We start from the raw sequence: 19976 nt of genomic DNA, 5'->3' as shown, positions 1-19976 counted from the left end.
GAGGCAAGGTCGTGTATGGTAGCTGTTTTTAGTGCATGTCGCAGAGAACATATGGCAAGAAGAAGCGAACATAGTCAGGAACAAATCAAGGAAATGGTGCTGGTCGCCGCAGAAACCATCGTTATAGAGGACGGCTATAGCGCTCTGACCGTGCGCAAAATCGCGATGGAAATCGGCTATACCGTGGGCAGCATTTATATGGTATTTGCCAATATGAACGATTTGCTGACCCACGTCAAAGGCCGCACATTGGATGAGTTGGCTAAACAATTGCTTCACTGTGAACCGTCCGCCAGTGTCGAGGAAAATATTCTGATCTTGGCGGAAACTTATCTAAATTTTGCCGCCCAGCATTTCAATCGCTGGCGAATGATCTTCGATATTCAGAGCGAGGAGCCTCAGCCTGACTGGTATCTACAAAAGGTGGAGCAGATGTTTGCGATTGTCGAGGTGTTGTTTATCCAGCTTACACCCGGCAGCTCCGCGGAACATAGCCGGCTGGCAGCCAGAACTTTGTGGAGCGGCGTGCATGGCATCTGTATTTTGTCGCTAACCGCCAAACCGCAAGTCAGCGACATTGCAGCATCCAAGTTAAGCGTGGATTTGTTGGTGCAAACCTTTATTCAAGGCTGGAAGGCGCTTGCTCCACTTCAGGTAAATGCCAAACCACCAGAAAAGTAGCCGCCAGTAGTAGCAAGCCCAAGCCGATTAGTGCTGTAATCGGCGTTACTTGTTCGGCCGCCGCCAGGGTGTAGCCGCCGACCGACAATAGCATTGCTACATTCTGGAAAAAATTCTGCATCGCTACCGCACCGCCGCTGCCTATGCTTTGTTGGCCGATCTCCTGTAAAGCAGCGTTTATTGGGACGATAAACATGCCGCCTGCCATACCCATTAAAAACAACACAAAACGCGCCGGCCAGACTGCTTCCGTGAAACTCAGGGCGATGATGAAGATGCTCATCAGATAGGCCGGGATGCGGGCGCGGCGCAAATGTTCCAGCGGAATCAAGCGTGGGACCAGGACTGAACCGGCGATGATACCGATAGCCAAAAATAGCGTGAGATTGGCAATATCGCTGGCGTTATGCGTCATTAACACCAACGGCGCCCAGGCGATGATAATCACCCGCACACTGGCTGCTGCTGCCCAAAAAAGGGATGCGCCCAGCACCGCGAAGCGTGAGCGTGGCATTGCCAGAAATGTTTTAACTTCCAAGTAGAACAGCCTGATTTTCGAGCCGGACGGTGGCGCTTTACGTAAGCCTATCGGCAAGAATAAGGTGGTGGCAGCAGAAATCAAAAACAATAATATTGTTACAAGCAAGGCCCAAGTGGTGGAATGATCGGCCAGCTTGGCGCCCACCACCATGCCGGTCAATATCGCCAGAATAGTCGATCCTTCTATCCAGCTATTGGCTTTCACCAAGCCGTCATGTCCTGCCAGTTCCGGTAAAATCCCATACTTGGCTGGGCTGTACAACGCAGCGCCGACTCCCACTACACAATAAGCTAACAGTGGTTCGACTTTAAATAACAATAAGCCGGCACCGCAAGCCTTGATCAGATTGGCGACAATCAACACCCGCGATTTAGCATGGCTGTCGGCAAACCCACCCACCCAGGGCGCCAACACTACGAATGCCACCAGAAACACGCTTTGTAGTGCCGGCACGTACCAACTAACCGGGTGCGCATCCTGCATCACCATGGCGATGACTGTAAACAATATGGCGTTGTCGGCAAATGCCGAGAGGAATTGCGCGATTAAAAGGGGATAGATGTGTTTGCTCATTCGAAATGGTCCCTAGCTTGAAAAATTTATACTCTTATCGGAAAAGTGGTCAGATTTTTTGTAGCCTCTTGTCGCGATAGGACATCCTGGTTGCGTTAGTACCCTTCATTTTTTCATGCGTTATTTCAAACAGAGCAGTGGCGTCAATTAGACTTGAAAGTTTTATGTAGCCATAATTTCTAGGATCAAAATCTGGAAATTGGCGTTTTATTAAACTTCCAGCTAGACCTAAAAGTGCCCATCCATTTTCGTTTGAACATTCCTTAGCTGCGTTTCTAAGCATATTAATTAACTTTGTATCCATACACAGTTGCTGCCTTGTCCATTGTGTTTTTATCACCTGTTGGTTTTTATCTAAATCTCTGTCTTCATCATCAGTGTCCAAAGTGGTTAAAACGTCAATGTAGATGAAGTCATCGCAGGCATTTCGAAACGCCATAGGGGTTTTTCTTTCTCCAACACCATAAACGTGAAGTTGTGATTCCTTTAAACGGGTTGCTAGTCGAGTGAAGTCACTATCACTTGAAATAAGTGCAAAAGCATTGAATTTATTAGAATATAACAAATCCATTGCGTCGATAATTAAAGCAGCGTCGGATGAGTTTTTACCTTGAGTATAAGAAAACTGTTGTATTGGTTGAATTGCCAACTCGTTTAGAGGCTCTTTCCAATTTTTTAGCGCTGGACAGGCCCAATCACCATATGCCCTTTTTACGACGATATATCCGTATTTTGAGAGTTCAGTAATAATTGCTTCAAGAGAAGCCAGACGAGTATTTTCAGCGTCAATCAAAACAGCGAGTCTCTTTTCAGCGTTGAACATATTTTATTGGTCCGACATCAGTAATTCGGCTGCTAAGGCTGTCGCACCAGGATAATCGGTTTTTCCGGTCGCCAATACCGGCAGTTTATCGAGCACAAACACTTTTTTGGGTAAATTGATGGTGGCGACGCCGGTGGAGGCTTCGGCCAACTGTTTCGCGTTGGCGTCGCGGCGCGTGGTCAACAATACCAGTTGTTCGCCTTTTTTTGGATCGGGCAAACTGACCACCACATGCTGCGCTTCCGGCCAAGCGTGGATAGCCAATTGTTCCACCGCAGTCAGCGAGACCATTTCGCCGCCAATTTTCGCAAAGCGCTTGCTGCGGCCTTGAATGTGAATAAAGCCTTCCTCGTCGACATGCACGATGTCGCCGGTATCGTACCAACCTTCGCCGAAAGCAGCGGAGCAAGGCGGTACCAAAACTCCGGGATTGTCCGGCAGTAGATAACCTTTCATAATGTTGGGGCCGGCAACATGCAATTTACCGGCGTTCTCAATGCCAGGCACCGGTTCCAATTTATGCAACATATCGGGCATGAAGCGGCCGACGCTTCCAGCCTTGTAGTCCATCGGCGTGTTTACCGAGGTTACCGGCGAGGTTTCCGTGGCGCCGTAACCTTCCAAGATACGGATACCGAATTTATCCAACCAAGTGGTGCGGGTGGTTTCTTGCAATTTTTCGGCGCCGGCTACCACGTAACGCAATGAGTAAAAATCGTAAGGATGGGCTTTTTTGGCATATGCCGCCAAAAAGGTATTGGTGCCGAACATGATGGTCGCGCCTACCTCGTATGCCATCTCCGGAATCACCGCATAATGCAGTGGCGACGGGTAAAAAAAGCTGGTCATGCCGTTCAATATCGGCATCATCGTGCCGACCGTGAAGCCGAAGGAATGGAACATCGGCAGAAAATTCAACACCACATCCCCCGGTCCGAAATCAATGCGCGCTCTGATTTGTTTATGATTGGCCAGGATATTGGCATGCGACAACACCACGCCTTTCGGTAAGCCTTCCGAACCTGAAGTAAACAGTACGACGGCCGCATCGTCAGCATCGTAGTCCTGGCTTTTGTACCAAAATCTTGCGGTTTTAGCCTGTAGCAAGCCGATGATTTTGTCGACACTTGTTAGTGATGTCGCCAAGTCTTCCAAATAAATTAATTTGACGTGTTGTGCCAGCGTTGCGGCTTCGTCTCCCAGTTTCGCTAATTCAATGAATTTGCGCGAAGTCAGCACAAGTTTGATTTGTCCGGTGCGGCAAGCGGCGGCCATGCCGGCGGCGCCGATTGAATAATTCAGCATCGCCGGTACCCGCTGATAAATCTGTAAACCCAGTACCACGTTCAGCGTCTTACAGCTATTGGGCAGCAACACGCCGACATTCTCGCCGGTTTGCGTGAGGGTTTTGACTAGTTTGCCTACGATGATGCTGCGGGTGATCAGTGCGTCGTAGCTTAGTGGCTTGCGTTCCAGATCCTCAGCAACGGTGTAACGCCCGCCATGTAAAGCCCGAGCTTCCAATAAGGCCGCAAAGATGGTTTGTTGATAATGGCTGGTGGCAAACATCATTTCCGTCATGATGTCAGCCAGGATGTGGCCGCTATGCTTGCGGCGGGCTTTGCCGGTCACATCGCCGTGAGTCTCGATCAAGGCTGGCGGCTGAATATGAATGGTGATGCGCGGAAACCAGTGTTGACGCACGCTGCCCAGCTTGGAAAAGCGGCTGTATTCAGCGCCGTCGATGCGAATCGGCAACAAGGTTGCCCCCGATTTATCGGCAACCATGCCGGTGCCGTCGTAGATTTTCATCAAGGAGCCGGTCACGGTGATCCGGCCTTCCGGAAAAATCACGGTTTTGGTATCGCTTTGCAAATGATGAATCAACGCCTTTAAAGACAAGGGGTGCGTTGGATCCATCGGAAACACTTTGGATAAACGCAAAAATGGCTTTAGCCACCAGCGTTCAGAGATTTGGGTATTGATCGCAAAGGTGATGTCGTCCGGCAAAAACACGCCCAGCAGCAAAGGATCGAGAAATGAAGTGTGGTTGGCGACGATCAACACGCGGTTGCCGGCTTTAGCGTAATTTTCCAGCCCGTGGACCTTGACTCGATAGACTAGCGTCAACAGCCAGCGTAAAACAATTTTTAACATGATATTCCTCCCGTAAGCGCATATTAGCAGACAGATTGCGATTTGCCGGAAGGCACTATAACGATAAACTAAACGTTGTTCAATTTAATTTTCCCTTTGCCTCCTAAAAACGAAAAAGCCATCCCCAAGGGATGGCTTTTGACATTGCTACCACCTTGTCCGTCGACGGACAAAATCGGTGCGATAACCCGGCGAACTGCTTTATGGCTTTTAAATTGGTTTTTTCCCAAAGCCGAATACGCCTAACAGCGCCGGAACAAACAAGAAGACAGAGGCAGGCAACGGAACAGCGGCTGGTGCGGCAGTGACGTGGACAGTAGCGCCTGTGATGGTTGTGGCGGGCCCGCTACCATCGGAGAGAAATAGTAGTTGTGCCGGCGTATAGATCGGGTCGGGGATTATGCTTAAGGCATTCCCCGCGCTGACATTGAGCGCTTGAAATTTGACGGTGCCCAGCAAGGTGGGCTCAGAGATATTTAAACCGGTTGCGACGCTGCCCGACAGCATTTCGGCAAAATGAATTTTCCCCAAGGTTGCGCCCGAGCCTGGGGTAATGCTGTTCGCCAGACTTTCGGTGTCAGTGCCAAAAATACTGCCACTGCTTAGCAATTGCGCCGATAGATTGGTGCTGTTGTAGGTCAGATCGAAATCGAAGCCCGCCAAATCAGCAACGTTATTAATATAAATATTCACATCGAAAATAGAGCCTTTAGCGAATGAGCGGATATTCGTGTCGTCAGAAAATTTAAGATTAAGGGTGGCCGCTTCGGTGGTCTGGAAAAACCCGACGAATGCCAGCGCAAGTAGTTTGGTAAGTAAATGTTTGTTCATAAAATATTCCGTAGGGCTGGAAACCGGAGCCAATCGCTCCGGCAAACTGATTCAAAAAATGGGCTAGGGCGCAGGGTTGACCACGGCACATTGCGGCAAAGTACAAAGCGAAGCTGCCTTTCTGTAATCGATAATATTGACTCGCAAATCGCCATTCAGATCAGCGGGGTCGTTGGCTGCTACCACTTTGCCGTATTTGGCTTTGATGGCGTTCAAATCGTTCATGTCGATGTCGTTATCGCGATCCGTATCGCCGGGGCCTGTTACTTTCACGGTAAAAGCTTTAGATGCGCTGGTGTTATCGGCATCGTTTGCTGAGACGGTAAAGTTGAAAATGCCTACCTTGGAAGGCACGCCTGATAACAGGCCTGTGTCTTGCGCAAGAGTCAAGCCGTTTGGTAATGCGCCGGCGCTGACGTTGACCACGTAAGGGGTGTTGCCGCCACTAACGGTGGGCCGCTCCGGAAACACTTCGTTGACATTGCCGTTTTGCAGCGCATCGACCATTGCGAAGGGCGAGATAGCCACGAATTCCGTCATTTGCGAACCTTGATAGGCGCCGACGATTTCCGCAGTCGAACAATCGAATTCATGAGAGCCGCCGTTGGCATCGGTTACTTCCACTACGCCGTCGCCGTGCAGATTATCCGTTCCGACCGCATCGCACATGGCTTCACCCTTTTCGCCATCAATGGACGCGGCGGGACCGCCATAGGCATAAAACTCATAACGGCGGGTGACGACTTCTTCGGCGTTGTTGCCCATGCTGTCGCTGCCGCCACGCAATTCGGATTTGGCGTTGCTGACACCATTGTGGGATTGCAGCAAATACCATTCAGATTCGACTTCGTCCGGCTCGCCATTGGTCCAGTCTGCTAGACCGTCGTGGTCATGATCATCACTGATCAGTGCGCCTAAGGCCAAAACCCGAGCGTTGTGAGTTTTAGTTTTAATAACCTTCACCCAACTGGGTTCGCCAAATTCTTTTACGACGCTTTGCGGAACAACCGGAGCCGGCATGGTTGCCACGACTTGAGCAGGGAAGTCAGTGGTCGGTGGGGTGTAGTCGAATACCGGTGTATTCAACTGCAGCGCGGGGCCAACAAACAGTTTGCCGCTGCCATCCTTGACCAGCCAGTTGTATTTGACCGCGCTATAAGGCGTGGTGGCGGAGTAGGCAAAGTGCACCCCAAAATGTTCGCAGCCGACATTTTTGCTTAAATCGTAGCAATACAAGGTACTGCCGATTGGATAGGGATTGGTGAAGGCACCGTCTTTTTCGTAACGTACGAAGGTTTTGGGGTGCGCCGGGTCGCTGAGGTCTTCCCGTATTTTTCCGTAACCGTAATGATTACCTGGGTAGGTGCTGACTACATCTTTGCTGTTTGTATCGTCGAGTTCTATTTCTATGCCGTAGACCGGACCGCCGGTGTGATTCAGTGCGTCAAAGTTGCCCAGCCCGCCCCTGATGTCGCTTGCCTCGGCAATAGAGCCGAGCGCCAGCAATGGCAGTAAGAATGTCATCTGTTTCATTGAGTGTTCCCTGTAGGTTTGTGGTGTGTCAATTGACTTTAACTAACAATGAAACTTGGCGGGGTGAACCGACGACCTCCTGATTTTGATAGGCCGAGATAAAGCCTGACTAAGTCAAAAAGCTAAGAAGTCTTACCGCAAGGCACGTAGTCAGTTGCCTAAACTCAAAAGTCGATTTCGACATATTTAGACAACTAAAAGTCGCGGGACTTATAACAATGGAAAATGAATTCAAAATTAAAATTGTGGGAAATCTCACATTTTTAGTGTCATTTAATTGATTTCTTTCCGGTTAGCATAGCTTTGATTAAGTGTTCGTTGTGCGCTCTACCAGAAACAAAGACGCCCACTACGTGTAAGGCAATTAGGACCAGCATAAAATTGGTTGCCCCTTCATGAATTTCCTCCCAAAATTCTTCATCTTGGCTTTGCGTTTCTGCTTTTCCATCCTCTTCGTCGTTTTCTTCCGCATGGGCAGCGCTAATCAAAGTTAGTGTTGTTGGATTGGCAGCCAGCGGACCTCGGCCTTCTTCTATCGCATATACTTTTAAGCCGCTGACCGTCACAACCAGCAGCGTTGAGAGCAATGCCATGACCATCCAGCCGCCCAAAGGATTGTGGCCGACATACTGTTTCGCGGAGCCAGCGCGCAGTTCGCGAATATAGCGGTGAACAGTTCCGGGAGAACGGACAAAGTCGCTAAATCTGGCATGGCGGCTGCCGATGATTCCCCACAGAATGCGGAAGATAATCAGACCCAAAACCGTGTAACCGGCGTAAATATGCCAAGCGTTTTCTTCCTCGCTGGTGAAATAGGCCACAGTAAAGGCAACGACCAGCGACCAGTGAAAAATACGGATAAAAATGTCCCAGACCGCTACGGTGTGTTGGTTATTCATGTGGTTTACCTCGGCATGCTTAGTTGCAGATGTAGCTAGTGTAGGAAACCGAGATAAATCCAATCTTAAAAGTTCGGGGTTAAAATACCCTTACTCCGAGTAAATCTTTGAAACCAACCATTGTTATGACTCAACTATGCGACTATTGCTGGTAGAAGACGATCCAGGCCTGTCCCGATCTTTAAAAGCCGATCTGGAAAGAGCCGGGTTTGCGGTCGATTTGGCCATGGATGGCGAGAATGGCGAATTTTTGGGCATGACTGAATCCTACGATATTGTCATCCTGGATTTAGGCTTGCCGAAAATGCCCGGACTGGAAGTGCTGCGACGATGGCGCCAAGCGGGTAATCATGTGCCGGTCATTGTGCTGACGGCCAGGGACGCCTGGCATGAAAAAGTCGACGGCTTCAAAGTGGGTGCCGACGACTATCTAGGCAAACCGTTTCATATCGAGGAGTTACAGGCACGCATCCAGGCCCTGTTAAAGCGCATGCACGGGATGATGCAGCCGCAACTGTGTGGTTGCGGCGTGGCCTTGGATGAAGACAGGCAAACCGTCAGCGTTGATGGTGCTGAGCATGTCGAGCTGACGGCAATCGAATTTCGTTTGCTGCGCTATTTCATGCTGCATCCCGGCAAGTTGCTTACCAAAACCCATTTACTTGAGCACGTCTACGAATGTGACGGTGACCCGGCCAGCAACGTTATCGAAGTGTATATCAATCGGTTACGGCGTAAATTGGGTAAGGATTTGATCGCTACCCGGCGTGGGCAAGGCTACATCTTCGGTGACAAGCTGTGATCTCATTGCGCCAGCGTCTTAACCGCGGCCTGATCATTATCCTGAGTATGGTGTTTGCCGGACACTGGTTGGCAGCAGATTGGGTGATTCGCTCTGTGGCGGAAAAACAAATGCTGACCCGCTTACAGCACGATGGCGATTCGTTGCTGGATACCTTGACGCTTAACGCGGAAGGACAACTGATTTTCGATAGCTCGCATGCCGGCACGGTTTACGGCCAAGCCTATTCGGGTCACTACTTTGTGATCCAGCTTGACGGAAAAACCTATTATTCAAGTTCGCTGCAAGACGACGTTTTGCCTTTTACTACCGAGCCGGCCAATACCGCCAGGCAATTCCATTTTCCTGATGGACCGCATCACCAACCTTTACTGGTTTTGAGTCGAGGTTTCGAGCGATTTGGTCATGCGATCACCATTAGCATCGCCGAGGATTTAAGCGATATTGGCCATGACATAGACCACATCCGGCTTGCCTATCTGGTACTGACGGCCATGGTGCTTTTGATCGCAATCGCCCTGCAAAGTAACGATGTACGCAGATCGCTGAAACCGTTGCAGGCGGCGCGCGACGAACTGGCCGAGATTGCCTACGGCCGTCAGTCACAGATCCAAGCCAGAGTGCCGGCGGAAATCAAACCCTTGGTTGCGGAAGTCAATCGCTTGTTGGTGTTGGTTGAAAGGCGCTTGCACCAGTCTCGCACCGCGATTGGCAATTTGGCGCATGCGCTGAAAACGCCGTTGGCGATGCTGTTTCGACTGACTGAAAATTCGCAACTCGATGGTCATGCCGAGCTGCGCGATCTGCTGCAACAGCAAACTCAAGCGATCCATGAGCGCATCGAGCGAGAATTAAAACGCGCCCGTATCTCCGGTAATATGCAAACCGCCAGCGTGTTTAATCCACAGCAAGAACTCACTGCTTTAGTCATGCTGTTGCAAAATGTCTATGCCGAGAAAAACTTAGCGATCCAAGTCAATGCTCCCGATCAGTTAATCAATTTTGATCGGGAAGACATGCTGGAGCTGACCGGTAATTTGTTGGATAACGCCTGCAAATGGGCTGACAAGCAGGTTCTAGTCTCGGTTGAACATGGTGCCGGCATTACTATCAGTGTCGAAGACGACGGTCCGGGTTGTTCGGCGCAGGACATGCGGCAACTCAGTAAGCGCGGTTTAAGGCTGGACGAAGCAGTGCAGGGACATGGGCTAGGCTTGGCGATTGTACGTGACATCGCCTTATTTTATGGCGGTACGCTGGAGATTATGCGTTCCGCGCAACTGGGCGGTTTGCGAGTGAGTGTGCAATTCCCAAGGTGGATAGCCGCAGCATCGGTATAATTCCCGCTTCTTTTGCATTTACCGTTTGATTGCTTATGACCACCGTTAACACCGAAAAACTTTCCAGCGCTCGTTTTGCCGAAGCCACCGATGCGTTTGTCGAAGAATTTACCGCTTCAGTCAATTTTGACCGGCGCATGGCCCGGCAAGATATTCAAGGCTCGCTGGCGCACGCGGCCATGCTGTGCAAAATAGGTATTCTGACTGAGCAGGAGCTCGCCGACATTCGCAGCGGATTGATGCAAATCGGCGGTGAGATCGAACGCGGTGAGTTCGTCTGGTCAATCAAGCAGGAAGATGTGCATATGAACATCGAAGCGCGCTTGACCGATTTGATCGGGATTGCCGGCAAAAAACTGCATACCGGCCGTTCGCGTAATGACCAGGTAGCAACCGATATAAGACTATATTTACGTAGCGAAATCGAGACCATATTGACGCAGTTGCAACGCCTGCAAATCGCTTTATTGGAGGTCGCGGAACGCGAGGCCGATACCATCATGCCGGGTTTTACCCATTTGCAAGTCGCGCAACCCGTGACATTCGGCCATCATTTAATGGCGTGGTTCGAAATGCTGTGCCGTGATAAAGAACGTCTGCAAGATTGCTGTAAACGCCTGAATGTGATGCCCTTGGGTGCCGCAGCATTGGCTGGCACCAGCTATCCCATTGATCGCTTCATGACCGCCGAATTGTTGGGATTTTCCCGGCCGTCGAATAACTCTTTGGATTCGGTCAGTGATCGCGATTTTGCGATTGAGTTTGCCGCGGCCGCTAGTTTAATCATGATGCATTTGTCCAGGTTCTCGGAAGAACTGGTGTTGTGGACCAGTGCGCAATTCAATTTTATCGATATTCCGGATGCATTTTGCACCGGCTCATCAATCATGCCGCAAAAGAAAAATCCCGACGTACCGGAACTGGTGCGCGGCAAATCCGGCCGGGTTACGGGACACTTGGTGTCCTTGTTGATGCTGATGAAAAGCCAGCCCTTGGCTTATAACAAAGATAATCAGGAAGACAAAGAGCCCTTGTTCGATACCGCCGACACCTTAATCAACTGTCTGCGAGCCTTTGCCGACATGATGCCGCGCATTCAAGCCAAACGCGAAAACATGTACAACGCCGCAAAAAGAGGATTCGCGACGGCTACCGACTTGGCTGATTATTTGGTTCGCAAAGGTATGCCTTTTCGCGATGCCCACGAAGTCGTGGGTCAAGCTGTGCGCTTAGGACTGCAAACAGAGCGGGATCTATCGGAACTAACTCTCTCAGAGTTGCAGGGCTTTTCCGGCACCATTACGGCGGATGTTTTCGATATTCTAAAATTGGAAGGGTCGGTAGCTGCCCGCAATCATATCGGCGGCACGGCACCAGTTGCCGTTCGTCAGGCAATATGTGAAGCAAGACAACAAATACCCCACTAAATCCTGGAAATTGGCTTTTTAACTGCTACCCTTCGAGCATCGTTTGATTTGGAGGGTGGCATGCCCCAATATTTTTCCCGACTGCTTGCTGGACCATCGCTGGATGCAATCCCGCAAGAAACCGATTTTTGGCGCGACCGGGAGCTTAGTTTGTTTAGCTGCCCCAGCGCCGATGCTGATTACGCATTGACCGCATTAGTTTTTAAAATTAGTAGAAACCCGAAAGATCTGCTGGCGCATCTACGCCGAATTTATTTTTGTTACGACCAGCGCCTGTCCGAGCAACTCTACGCGGCCTTGTTGGATTTAATGATTATTCTGGATGGGAAGGGAACTGCGATCAGTCGCCGTATGATACAAGCTAGCCAGTCGCGGCTGCTTGTCCAGCAATGTCAGGATTTGCTTAAAACTGACGGGCAAACGCCGCCAGCTAATCGATATTCTTTGTTCAGTAAAGGTCTGTTGGCTAGCCGCGAACTGGTCAGGTCCAGACGGCAAACCGAAGCGCAACACGATTATTTGGCCTTAGCCAACGACTTTATCGAATACAGTCAGCTCGAACAGGCCATGGATGTGCTGGAAACGGGTATCAACCTGCAACATGATCGTCAGGATTTGCAACTGGCTTTGTTAGAGCTGTATAAGTCTACAAAAAACCGGGAGCGCTTTCAGCTCAATCGGCAGCGATTTAGCGACTCCGGCGTGGTGCTGGAGGGTGAATGGCTGGAATTGGCACATTATTTTGAAGGACAGGCATCATGAGCAAGTCGAACAAAACGCCATTTCGAATCGCTCTGCACGGCATGGATACCCGCACTTATAAAACCATGGAAATGTATCTGAAGGGGCCTTGTCGGGGGGCTGCCGTCGTGGTCGAGGATGCCGAAGCCAGTATTGATATGATCGACGCGGATCACCCCAAAGCCCGGGATATTCTGGATGCCAGAAAAGCCGCCGCGCCGGGCAGACCGATCATTTTATTGTCATTACAAAACCTACAGCTGGATAATACTTACTTCATCAAAAAGCCGGTGAATGTCCAGCAAATAATGGCGGTGCTGGACAAGATTAAGGCGGTTGCCGAGGCTCGCAAAGCCGCTGCCGGACGTACGAAGATTGCGCAAGCACCTGCAAAGACAGCTGATATGCCGTCCCCGCCCAAGGACGACAAGCCGAAAAAAATGGCTATGGATGTCTATGTCAATAAGGCTAAGGCGCCAAAAACGGGTGATGCCGCTGAGCACCACAAGGCCAGCAAACATCATTCTGCGATGCAGTTGAACGAAGGCGGCTTCACAGCGTTTTTAGGGACACTAAGCGACATCGATTTTGACGACGAGGTGCAGCTGTTAACAGCCTGTTACGATCCGCGCCAGTATTTTTTGGGCTACGTGATGTCGGCATATAAAACGGCCAATTTACAGTCGCGTGTTTTGCAACTTTGTTCGATTTGGAAACCTTTGACGATTTTTCCGGAAAGCCAGGAAGTCTGGATCGATGCCGACGATAAACAAACCCGCGCATTTGCCGGGATGCCATTGGGTAAAGGCTCCGTCGGCAAAATGATTTTGACGGCAGTCGATTCCACAACCGCCATTCAGCGCGCCGAAGATAAGTTTCAAGATATGGGGGCTTTTGTCTGGAAATTGGCAATCTGGACATCCAAAGGACGCTTCCCGATAGGTCTGGATATTCAAGGGCCGGTCTACTTAGAAAGATGGCCGAATTTTACCCGACTGGTCATCACGCCCGATGCTTTGCGCATTGCCGCATTGTTGGTTCAGGCACCGAGAACGCCATTGGAAGTTGCTGGTCTGTTACATGTCAAACCGCAGTATGTGTTTGTGTTTATTAGTGCCTGCCAGACGATAGGCATATTGAAACAAAGCGAACGTCAAGCCGATGCGGTGATTGCCGTAGAACCCACCAAGAAGCCCAAAAATGAGGGTTTATTAAGCAAAATTCTCAATAAATTGCGCGGCGCTTAGCAAACGATAAGGAATCTCGATGAGTCAATACAAAATTATTTTCACGGGCCCGGTAGGCGCCGGCAAAACGACTGCAATCAACGCTATTAGCGATGTGCCTCCGATAAAAACTGATGCGGCTGCCAGTGATATGACAAAAAATCGTAAAGCATCCACTACGGTGGCGATGGACTACGGTGTCATGAATTTGGCGGGCGGCGAAAAAATTCACTTGTACGGTACTCCCGGGCAGGAACGGTTTGATTTTATGTGGGATATTTTGACCAACGGCGGCATCGGCTTAATTTTATTGCTAGACAACACCCGCGCAGACCCTTTTCAGGATATGCGTTTTTTTCTGGATGCGTTCGGTAAGTTTATCAACGACACCAGCGTAGCGATTGGGGTGACGCAAATGGATTTAAGTAGCACACCCTCAATAGAAGACTACCATGCGCAACTGCAAGGCTTTGGCTTGAAACCGCCGGTTTTTTCGGTGGATGCACGGGAAAAGAATGATGTCTCTTTGTTGGTACAAGCTCTTTTATATTCCCTGGATCCTGGTTTGGCGGGGTAATCACCATGGAAAGATTTGATCTGATTAACGGGCTGTATCTCTATCCTACTCCCGCTGGTGCTTACTACGCTGTCTCGTCACCCGAAAACGATAAACCCCGGCGGTTTTTAATCCGCTTGCTGCAACAGGAACAGACTCCGGCACTGACTATCGCGCAGTTGCAAACATTGATGGAAATCGATGACGAGGACAAGGCCTTGCAGTTGCTGTTGTATTGCCAAAAACTGGGCTGGGTGCAAGGCGTGGATACACCTTTGCAGGCGCCACACTCAGCGCTAGAGGAGATTTTGCCTGATTTGTTGGGAAAGATTTCCGAGAGCGGCAAAGTGCTATTGGCAGACGACCAAGGCTTTTACCTGGCTTGCAGCGGCTTTCCGCATGAAGTAGCCGAAGAACTGTCCGCACTTAGCGCGGAACTGGCGACCGTGCATAAACGCCGTTCCGGATTACTGATAAACAATATGGGCATATCCAGTCACGCCTGGGCCATAGTAGATCCTTTCGGTAACAGTCAAATCGGCTTTTGGCCGATGTTCGTCGGTAAACACCGATTCGTCTTGGCGATCACCGGCGTACCGCATTTTAACCAGGCGGAGTTTGTAACCCTGGCCTGGGCTTTAATCACCCGTTATTTAACCAAAGCCGCTGATGCTGCCAATTAAACGCATCGCCACATCACTCATTAGTTAAGAGGAATTAGATTATGAAAGCAGACATGCTGACGTCAGTTTTAACCGAGCTGAACGGTACTTCGGCGGATATAGAAGCCTCCGGTGTGATTTCCACCGACGGTCTGATGATGGCGTCGGTGTTGCCAGCCGGTATGGACGAGGATCGGGTAGGCGCTATGAGTGCAGCCATGTTGTCTTTGGGCGATAGAACGGCCCAAGAATTAAATCGCGGCAATTTGGAACAGGTGTTGATCAAAGGTGCCAGGGGCTATGTGCTAATGACCTATGCCGGTAATGAAGCCGTGCTTACCGTACTCGCCAAACCCAACGCCAAGCTCGGACTCATCTTTCTTGATGTGAAGCGTGCGGCAGAGAGTATTTCCGAAATGCTGTAAACCCTAACCGGCAACCCGGAGTAAATCATGATCGTTGATATGAAGCCCGAAGACATCATTGGCGAGTACCAGGAAGCAACGCTTACCTATTGCGACGGCAAATCCAGAAAAGTGCTGTACACCGAGCTTGAAACGCCGTATCCCGACGGCAAATTGATTGTTTCCACCACGACGCCGGATGGCATTATCAGCCACGTCAATCGCGCATTTGTGGAAATGTCGGGCTATACCGAAGCGGAGTTAATCGGCGCGCCGCATTGTATTCTCAGGCACCCGGACATGCCGTCCGCTGCGTTTAAAGACTTATGGGATACGGTGCAACGCGGTGAAAAATGGCAAGGCTTCGTGAAAAACTTGCGTAAGGACGGCGGTTATTACTGGGTAAAAGCCACGGTCATTCCGAATGTGCGCGGCGGTAAGGTGGTTGGCTATACCTCGGTGCGCCGCAAACCCTCGCGCAGTAAAGTCGATGAATGCATCGCACTGTATCCGACACTTAGTTAATTGGGGAGCATCATGTCTTACATGTTTACAGTCAGCCCGGATTTTGCCCCAGACCACCTGTCGGGTTGGTATATATTCAACACTTGGTTGCAAAAGCAGAGCGCCGAGGCCATCCATTTGGAAATGTACAATCACTATCAAGACCTGCATCAGGCCATCGCAGCCGATAAGATCGATTTGATTTACGCCAACCCCTTCGACGCCGCCATGCTGGTCCGAGAAAAAGGTTTTTTGCCGCTGGTACGCGCCCAGGGCGAATCCGACGAAGCGATCATTGCCGTTAACGCCGACAGTAATATCAACGATGTGGCCGACTTACAACCGAATACTCGGGTGGCTTTCACCGACGATCCGGATGTGCGCCTGATGGGCATGATTATGTTGGAGCCCGCGGATTTGCACGCCGGGAATATCGTCCCGTTGTTATCGGACAATCATGTTTTGGTGGCCAAACACCTGCTGAAAGGCGAAGCGGATGTCGGCATCATTCTGGCGGAGGCCTATGACAACCTGTCCGGTGTGATTAAAAAACAGCTGCGGATCTTGGTGCGTAGCCAAATAAGCGTCATCTACCATTCTTTGATGATAGGGCCGAGATTACAGAATCGCCGCGCCGACATTCAAAAAATATTACTGGAGATGGATAAGGATGAAAAAGGCGGTGGGGTGTTGAATGCCCTGGGCTTTAGGGCATGGCAACGGATCGAAGACGAGGAAATGGAGTTCATGATCGATTTGATGGATACCTTGAACACTTGATTCCATCGCGATGCATCAGTCGACCGTAATCGATTTTCTGCGACACGGCGAAGCCCGTGGCGGTTCGTATTATCGCGGAATCACCGACGATCCGCTGACTGAACGCGGTTGGCGGCAGATGTATGGCCAATGCGGGGCAGGGCAGTGGGATGTGGTGATCAGTTCGCCGCTACGCCGTTGCCGTTCCTTTGCCGCGGCCTGGTGCGAACAACAGCAACAGGATTTGGTGATTGAACCGGCATGGGGTGAAATTGATTTCGGCGCTTGGGAAGGCCAAACCGCCGAGCAAATTTCCAGTCGCTGGCCCGACTCACTGGCGGCATTTTATAAAGACCCCGTCCATTTCACCCCGCCGAACGCGGAAAGCTACCAAGCATTCGCCGCCCGCGTCAGGAAGGGCTGGGAAAGTTTATTGGCTGAGCAGGCCGGACGCCGCGTGCTGGTAGTAACCCATGCCGGTGTGATCAGAGCAATATTCGCAGAAGCCTTCAAGCTGCCGGTTACCCAAAGTTTTCATATCGATTTGCCGCACGCCTGTTTAACCCGTTTTACCTGTTTTGATGACGGTAACGGGCGCTTCGTCCAGCTTAATTTTCACAAGCCGGTTTGATTCTTCTATACTGGCCTTACACTTGATTTAGGCGCGGCCGTTTTGATCAATCGATTCCTACCCATCCATTTAGGCGCGCCGGGCGAAGAGATCAGCAAAAAAGATCTATATGCAGTTGCCCAACGATTCAAGCACTTCAATCAGTTGCGTTTGCAACATGTACAAAGTTTTTTGCAGCCGCGCCAACAGGATTTCTTAAAGCTGTTGCCGTTACTGTTTCATCAAAATCATCCCTTGTTGCCCGGTTTCGTGTCGCTGGAAGGCCCGGCGGGTATTCCCGATTACACGCCCAACAAGCAGACTATAGATGTTGCCAAGCAGTTTTCCAAAGGCTTTGTCTACAAGCGCAAGGCCTTAAGACACTATCCTATCCAGGCGATTTTTTTGATGGGTAGCGTCGGGAGTATGGCGTTTTCGAAAAACAGCGATATTGATATTTGGCTTTGCCATTCATCCACTTTGGCGCCGGATGAATTAAACGAATTGCGGCAAAAAGCCCAGGAAGTGGAAAAATGGGCGGCGACCTTAAAAATTGAGACGCATTTTTTTCTGGTTGATGCGGCGCAGTTTTTGCGCGGCGAAAATACGCCGATCTCTAAAGAGAGTAGCGGCGAAACCCAACATTATCTGTTATTGGAAGAGTTTTACCGCACCTCGATTTACATCGCCGGGCGGATACCGGTCTGGTGGTTGGTGCCGCCGCAACAGGAAAAATACTATAAGCAATATGTCGCGCATTTGCTGGAAAACCGGTTTATCTCCGAAACCGACGTCGTCGATTTCGGCGGCCTAGAAGATATGCCGATGGCGGAATTCGTCAGTGCGACGCTTTGGCATATCTACAAGTCTTTGACATCCCCGCATAAGTCCTTGTTGAAGCTGCTGCTGATGGAAAGTTATGCCAGCGAATTTCCCGAACCGCAGTGGCTGTGTCTGTCATTGAAGCAGGCGGTGTATCAAGGCGATTTCAGTGTCGAAAGCCTGGATCCTTACCTGCTGATGTACCGTAAAGTGGATGCCTATCTGCGCCAGGCTCAGTCCAAACGCCGCTTGAATCTGATTCGGGAATGTTTTTACATGAAGATCATGGCCGCGTCCGATAATCTCACGGAGAATAGAGTGCGCTTGCAGCGTGAAGATTATCTGCATAGTGTGGCAGATCAATGGGAATGGCCGGAGGATTTGCTGGACAATTTAGCCAGCCAAAAATTTTGGGACATTAAGAAAGCCAGTGTCGAGCACGTGGTGATTCGCGATCAATTGCAACAATGTCTGCGGATGATTTTAAAGTTTTCCGGTTTGCCATTGGATCAGGCGCAGCGGGAAAACAGAGACTTGAAATTGATCGGCCGGAAATTGCGGGCCACCCTGGATTTACGTCCCGATAAAATTGAAGTGCTCACCACCAGAACCACGGTCCACGCCAAACCCGATTTGCTGATAGCTGTGGAAGTCCTGACTGACGACGCTCCGCCTCGCTGGTGTTTATACGATGACCGGGCGGCGTCACAGAAAGCCTCTCTGGAAAGCGCGATTAAATCCGGCGAGAGCTTGCTCGAAGTTTTATGCTGGGCCGTGGTAAACGGCTTGTACAAAAAGTCGCTCAATCTGCAACTGGTGACTCCCAATCTTAAAATTGCCAATAATGATTTATATCAACTGTTTAATGAGTTGAATGCGTTTCTAAGCCGCTATTTGCCGGGCAGGGAGAACGATCTGGAGGTTTACGGCGAGCCGAATCGCGTCTCGTCGTCCTTGTTACTGATAAACCTCGGCGAAAGTTTGGCGATTGACGCGAACAATCAACAGTTGGTGATGAGCGAACGCTCAGACCCGTTAAGTTACGGTGATAGCCGTCAGTGTTTCATCCAGAGCATTCAGCGCTTGTCGGTATCCAGTTGGGGGGAGGCCAGCTTGCAGCGCTATATAGGCATAGAGGGAGTATTTAACTGCCTCGTTGACGTGTTTAACAACAGCGCCGCGCCCTTGTCTGCCGATAAACTCCAAGCGCTATGTTACAACCCGGTACGCGGCAAAAGCATCCTCTTGCGCATCGAATCTTTGTTCGGCAATTTGCTAAAATTTTTTGCATCCGCTCGGGACGGCTTGCAGCGCTATATCGTGGCTGCCGAGACCGGTTATGGCTTGTTCCAACTCAGAAACGGCAGCCTCGGCTATTACCGGCTGGACACGCAAAATCAACTGCTGCATGAATTAGCCAAGCCTAATCCGCAATTTTCCGCAGTATTTTTTGATGCCTACGTACTGGATCAAACCTATATTCCGTCTTTATATACGCAGAATTTGGCTGATGTGATTCAGGTTTTTTATCATGCAACCAGCAAACACGTGGGTGTTTACGTGCTTGACGAAAAAGGCGCGCTGTTTGTCCATCAGCATAGCAATGCCAATCCTGAGCACGTCATCACGCACTATTCTGTGTTTTTAGACACCTTGCTGGCGCGCGCGCAATTGCCGGATGGTTTGAGTGTCAAATTTTACGAAATCCAGCGCAATTCAGCCGGAGTGCTATCTTGCCAGGCCGTGCCGGTCAAACTCGGCGCCAGTGTGATGGATCTGAGAGTGCGGATAGCGACCGATGAGGACGGTGCAATTGCGATTTACTGTAACCAACAAAAGTTTTCTGTCGCCAACGCCGATAGCTTCAAACCGATTCGCGCCCACATACTGGGCTATCGGAAAAACCGCGACGACTATCCGTTTCACATCACCGAAATAGATGTACCTTGTCGTCTGTTGGGAACAGACCGAAACGAGCAGTTACAAGCCGCCCATTTCCTAAACTACAAGCAAAAAATAGAAGACAAACTAAATATTTAATATTTCAGGGTCGCAGCCGATATTCAGCTCAAATCAATCGAGCTA

At 50.2% G+C, this 19976-nt stretch carries 19 protein-coding genes; 13 read left to right on the top strand and 6 right to left on the bottom strand.

What is annotated here, in order from left to right:
- Positions 1 to 51: 51 nt before the first annotated feature.
- The gene (locus tag JL719_RS13850; RefSeq protein WP_033159340.1) at positions 52 to 681 is read left to right on the top strand and encodes a TetR/AcrR family transcriptional regulator; all 630 of its coding nucleotides are present in this window, start codon (positions 52 to 54) and stop codon (positions 679 to 681) included.
- On the opposite strand, the gene lplT is transcribed toward JL719_RS13850, so the two are convergent.
- The 6 genes from lplT to JL719_RS13820 form a co-directional block, all read right to left on the bottom strand.
- Positions 620 to 1795, bottom strand: coding sequence for a lysophospholipid transporter LplT (gene lplT, locus JL719_RS13845; protein ID WP_033159339.1), 1176 nt, complete (start codon positions 1793 to 1795; stop codon positions 620 to 622). The two genes, JL719_RS13850 and lplT, sit on opposite strands and share 62 nt — an antisense overlap.
- Positions 1796 to 1844: 49 nt before the next feature.
- Positions 1845 to 2618: an NYN domain-containing protein gene (locus JL719_RS13840; protein ID WP_033159338.1), complete on the bottom strand. Its 774-nt coding sequence runs from the start codon at positions 2616 to 2618 to the stop codon at positions 1845 to 1847.
- A 3-nt stretch (positions 2619 to 2621) separates the two neighbouring features.
- Positions 2622 to 4775 carry an AMP-binding protein gene (locus JL719_RS13835; protein ID WP_033159337.1) on the bottom strand — a complete coding sequence of 718 codons (2154 nt, stop codon included), beginning with the start codon at positions 4773 to 4775 and terminating at the stop codon, positions 2622 to 2624.
- Between the two features lie 210 nt (positions 4776 to 4985).
- Positions 4986 to 5606 (bottom strand): cohesin domain-containing protein, encoded by a 621-nt coding sequence (locus JL719_RS13830; RefSeq protein ID WP_033159336.1) that lies wholly within the window; start codon positions 5604 to 5606, stop codon positions 4986 to 4988.
- Between the two features lie 63 nt (positions 5607 to 5669).
- Positions 5670 to 7139 carry a putative Ig domain-containing protein gene (locus JL719_RS13825; RefSeq protein ID WP_033159335.1) on the bottom strand — a complete coding sequence of 490 codons (1470 nt, stop codon included), beginning with the start codon at positions 7137 to 7139 and terminating at the stop codon, positions 5670 to 5672.
- Between the two features lie 269 nt (positions 7140 to 7408).
- Entirely contained in the window at positions 7409 to 8038 is a 630-nt protein-coding gene (locus tag JL719_RS13820) for a cytochrome b/b6 domain-containing protein (RefSeq protein ID WP_033159334.1), read from the bottom strand.
- Between the two features lie 136 nt (positions 8039 to 8174).
- On the opposite strand from JL719_RS13820, the gene JL719_RS13815 reads away from it, so the two are divergent.
- The 12 genes from JL719_RS13815 to JL719_RS13760 are packed head-to-tail and all read left to right on the top strand — an operon-like array spanning position 8175 to position 19931.
- Positions 8175 to 8840 carry a response regulator transcription factor gene (locus JL719_RS13815; protein WP_033159333.1) on the top strand — a complete coding sequence of 222 codons (666 nt, stop codon included), beginning with the start codon at positions 8175 to 8177 and terminating at the stop codon, positions 8838 to 8840.
- Positions 8837 to 10180, top strand: a complete 1344-nt coding sequence (locus JL719_RS13810) for a sensor histidine kinase (RefSeq protein ID WP_033159332.1) — start codon at positions 8837 to 8839, stop codon at positions 10178 to 10180. The genes JL719_RS13815 and JL719_RS13810 overlap by 4 nt, the downstream gene beginning before the upstream one ends.
- 35 nt (positions 10181 to 10215) lie before the next feature.
- On the top strand, positions 10216 to 11607 hold the full coding sequence (gene argH, locus JL719_RS13805) for an argininosuccinate lyase (RefSeq protein ID WP_033159331.1): 1392 nt from the start codon (positions 10216 to 10218) through the stop codon (positions 11605 to 11607).
- A 60-nt stretch (positions 11608 to 11667) separates the two neighbouring features.
- Positions 11668 to 12369: a type IV pilus assembly protein FimV gene (locus JL719_RS13800; protein WP_033159330.1), complete on the top strand. Its 702-nt coding sequence runs from the start codon at positions 11668 to 11670 to the stop codon at positions 12367 to 12369.
- Positions 12366 to 13595, top strand: a complete 1230-nt coding sequence (locus JL719_RS13795; RefSeq protein ID WP_033159329.1) for a hypothetical protein — start codon at positions 12366 to 12368, stop codon at positions 13593 to 13595. Before JL719_RS13800 ends, JL719_RS13795 begins: the two co-directional genes overlap by 4 nt.
- Positions 13596 to 13614: 19 nt before the next feature.
- Positions 13615 to 14151 (top strand): GTP-binding protein, encoded by a 537-nt coding sequence (locus JL719_RS13790; protein ID WP_033159328.1) that lies wholly within the window; start codon positions 13615 to 13617, stop codon positions 14149 to 14151.
- A 5-nt stretch (positions 14152 to 14156) separates the two neighbouring features.
- On the top strand, positions 14157 to 14813 hold the full coding sequence (locus JL719_RS13785) for a hypothetical protein (protein ID WP_033159327.1): 657 nt from the start codon (positions 14157 to 14159) through the stop codon (positions 14811 to 14813).
- Positions 14814 to 14854: 41 nt separating this feature from the next.
- Positions 14855 to 15217, top strand: a complete 363-nt coding sequence (locus JL719_RS13780; RefSeq protein ID WP_020481940.1) for a roadblock/LC7 domain-containing protein — start codon at positions 14855 to 14857, stop codon at positions 15215 to 15217.
- Between the two features lie 27 nt (positions 15218 to 15244).
- Positions 15245 to 15721: a PAS domain-containing protein gene (locus tag JL719_RS13775; protein WP_033159326.1), complete on the top strand. Its 477-nt coding sequence runs from the start codon at positions 15245 to 15247 to the stop codon at positions 15719 to 15721.
- 12 nt (positions 15722 to 15733) lie between these two features.
- The gene (locus tag JL719_RS13770) at positions 15734 to 16480 is read left to right on the top strand and encodes a phosphate/phosphite/phosphonate ABC transporter substrate-binding protein (protein WP_033159325.1); all 747 of its coding nucleotides are present in this window, start codon (positions 15734 to 15736) and stop codon (positions 16478 to 16480) included.
- A 10-nt stretch (positions 16481 to 16490) separates the two neighbouring features.
- On the top strand, positions 16491 to 17090 hold the full coding sequence (locus tag JL719_RS13765) for a histidine phosphatase family protein (protein ID WP_033159324.1): 600 nt from the start codon (positions 16491 to 16493) through the stop codon (positions 17088 to 17090).
- A 42-nt stretch (positions 17091 to 17132) separates the two neighbouring features.
- Positions 17133 to 19931 carry a class I adenylate cyclase gene (locus tag JL719_RS13760; protein WP_033159323.1) on the top strand — a complete coding sequence of 933 codons (2799 nt, stop codon included), beginning with the start codon at positions 17133 to 17135 and terminating at the stop codon, positions 19929 to 19931.
- Positions 19932 to 19976: the final 45 nt, after the last annotated feature.

It is taken from the genome of Methylomonas sp. LW13, from assembly GCF_016865255.1.
Classification (GTDB): Bacteria; Pseudomonadota; Gammaproteobacteria; order Methylococcales; family Methylomonadaceae; genus Methylomonas.
Note: the sequence above shows the minus strand (reverse complement) of the source record. Positions and strands in the feature narration are given on the sequence as shown.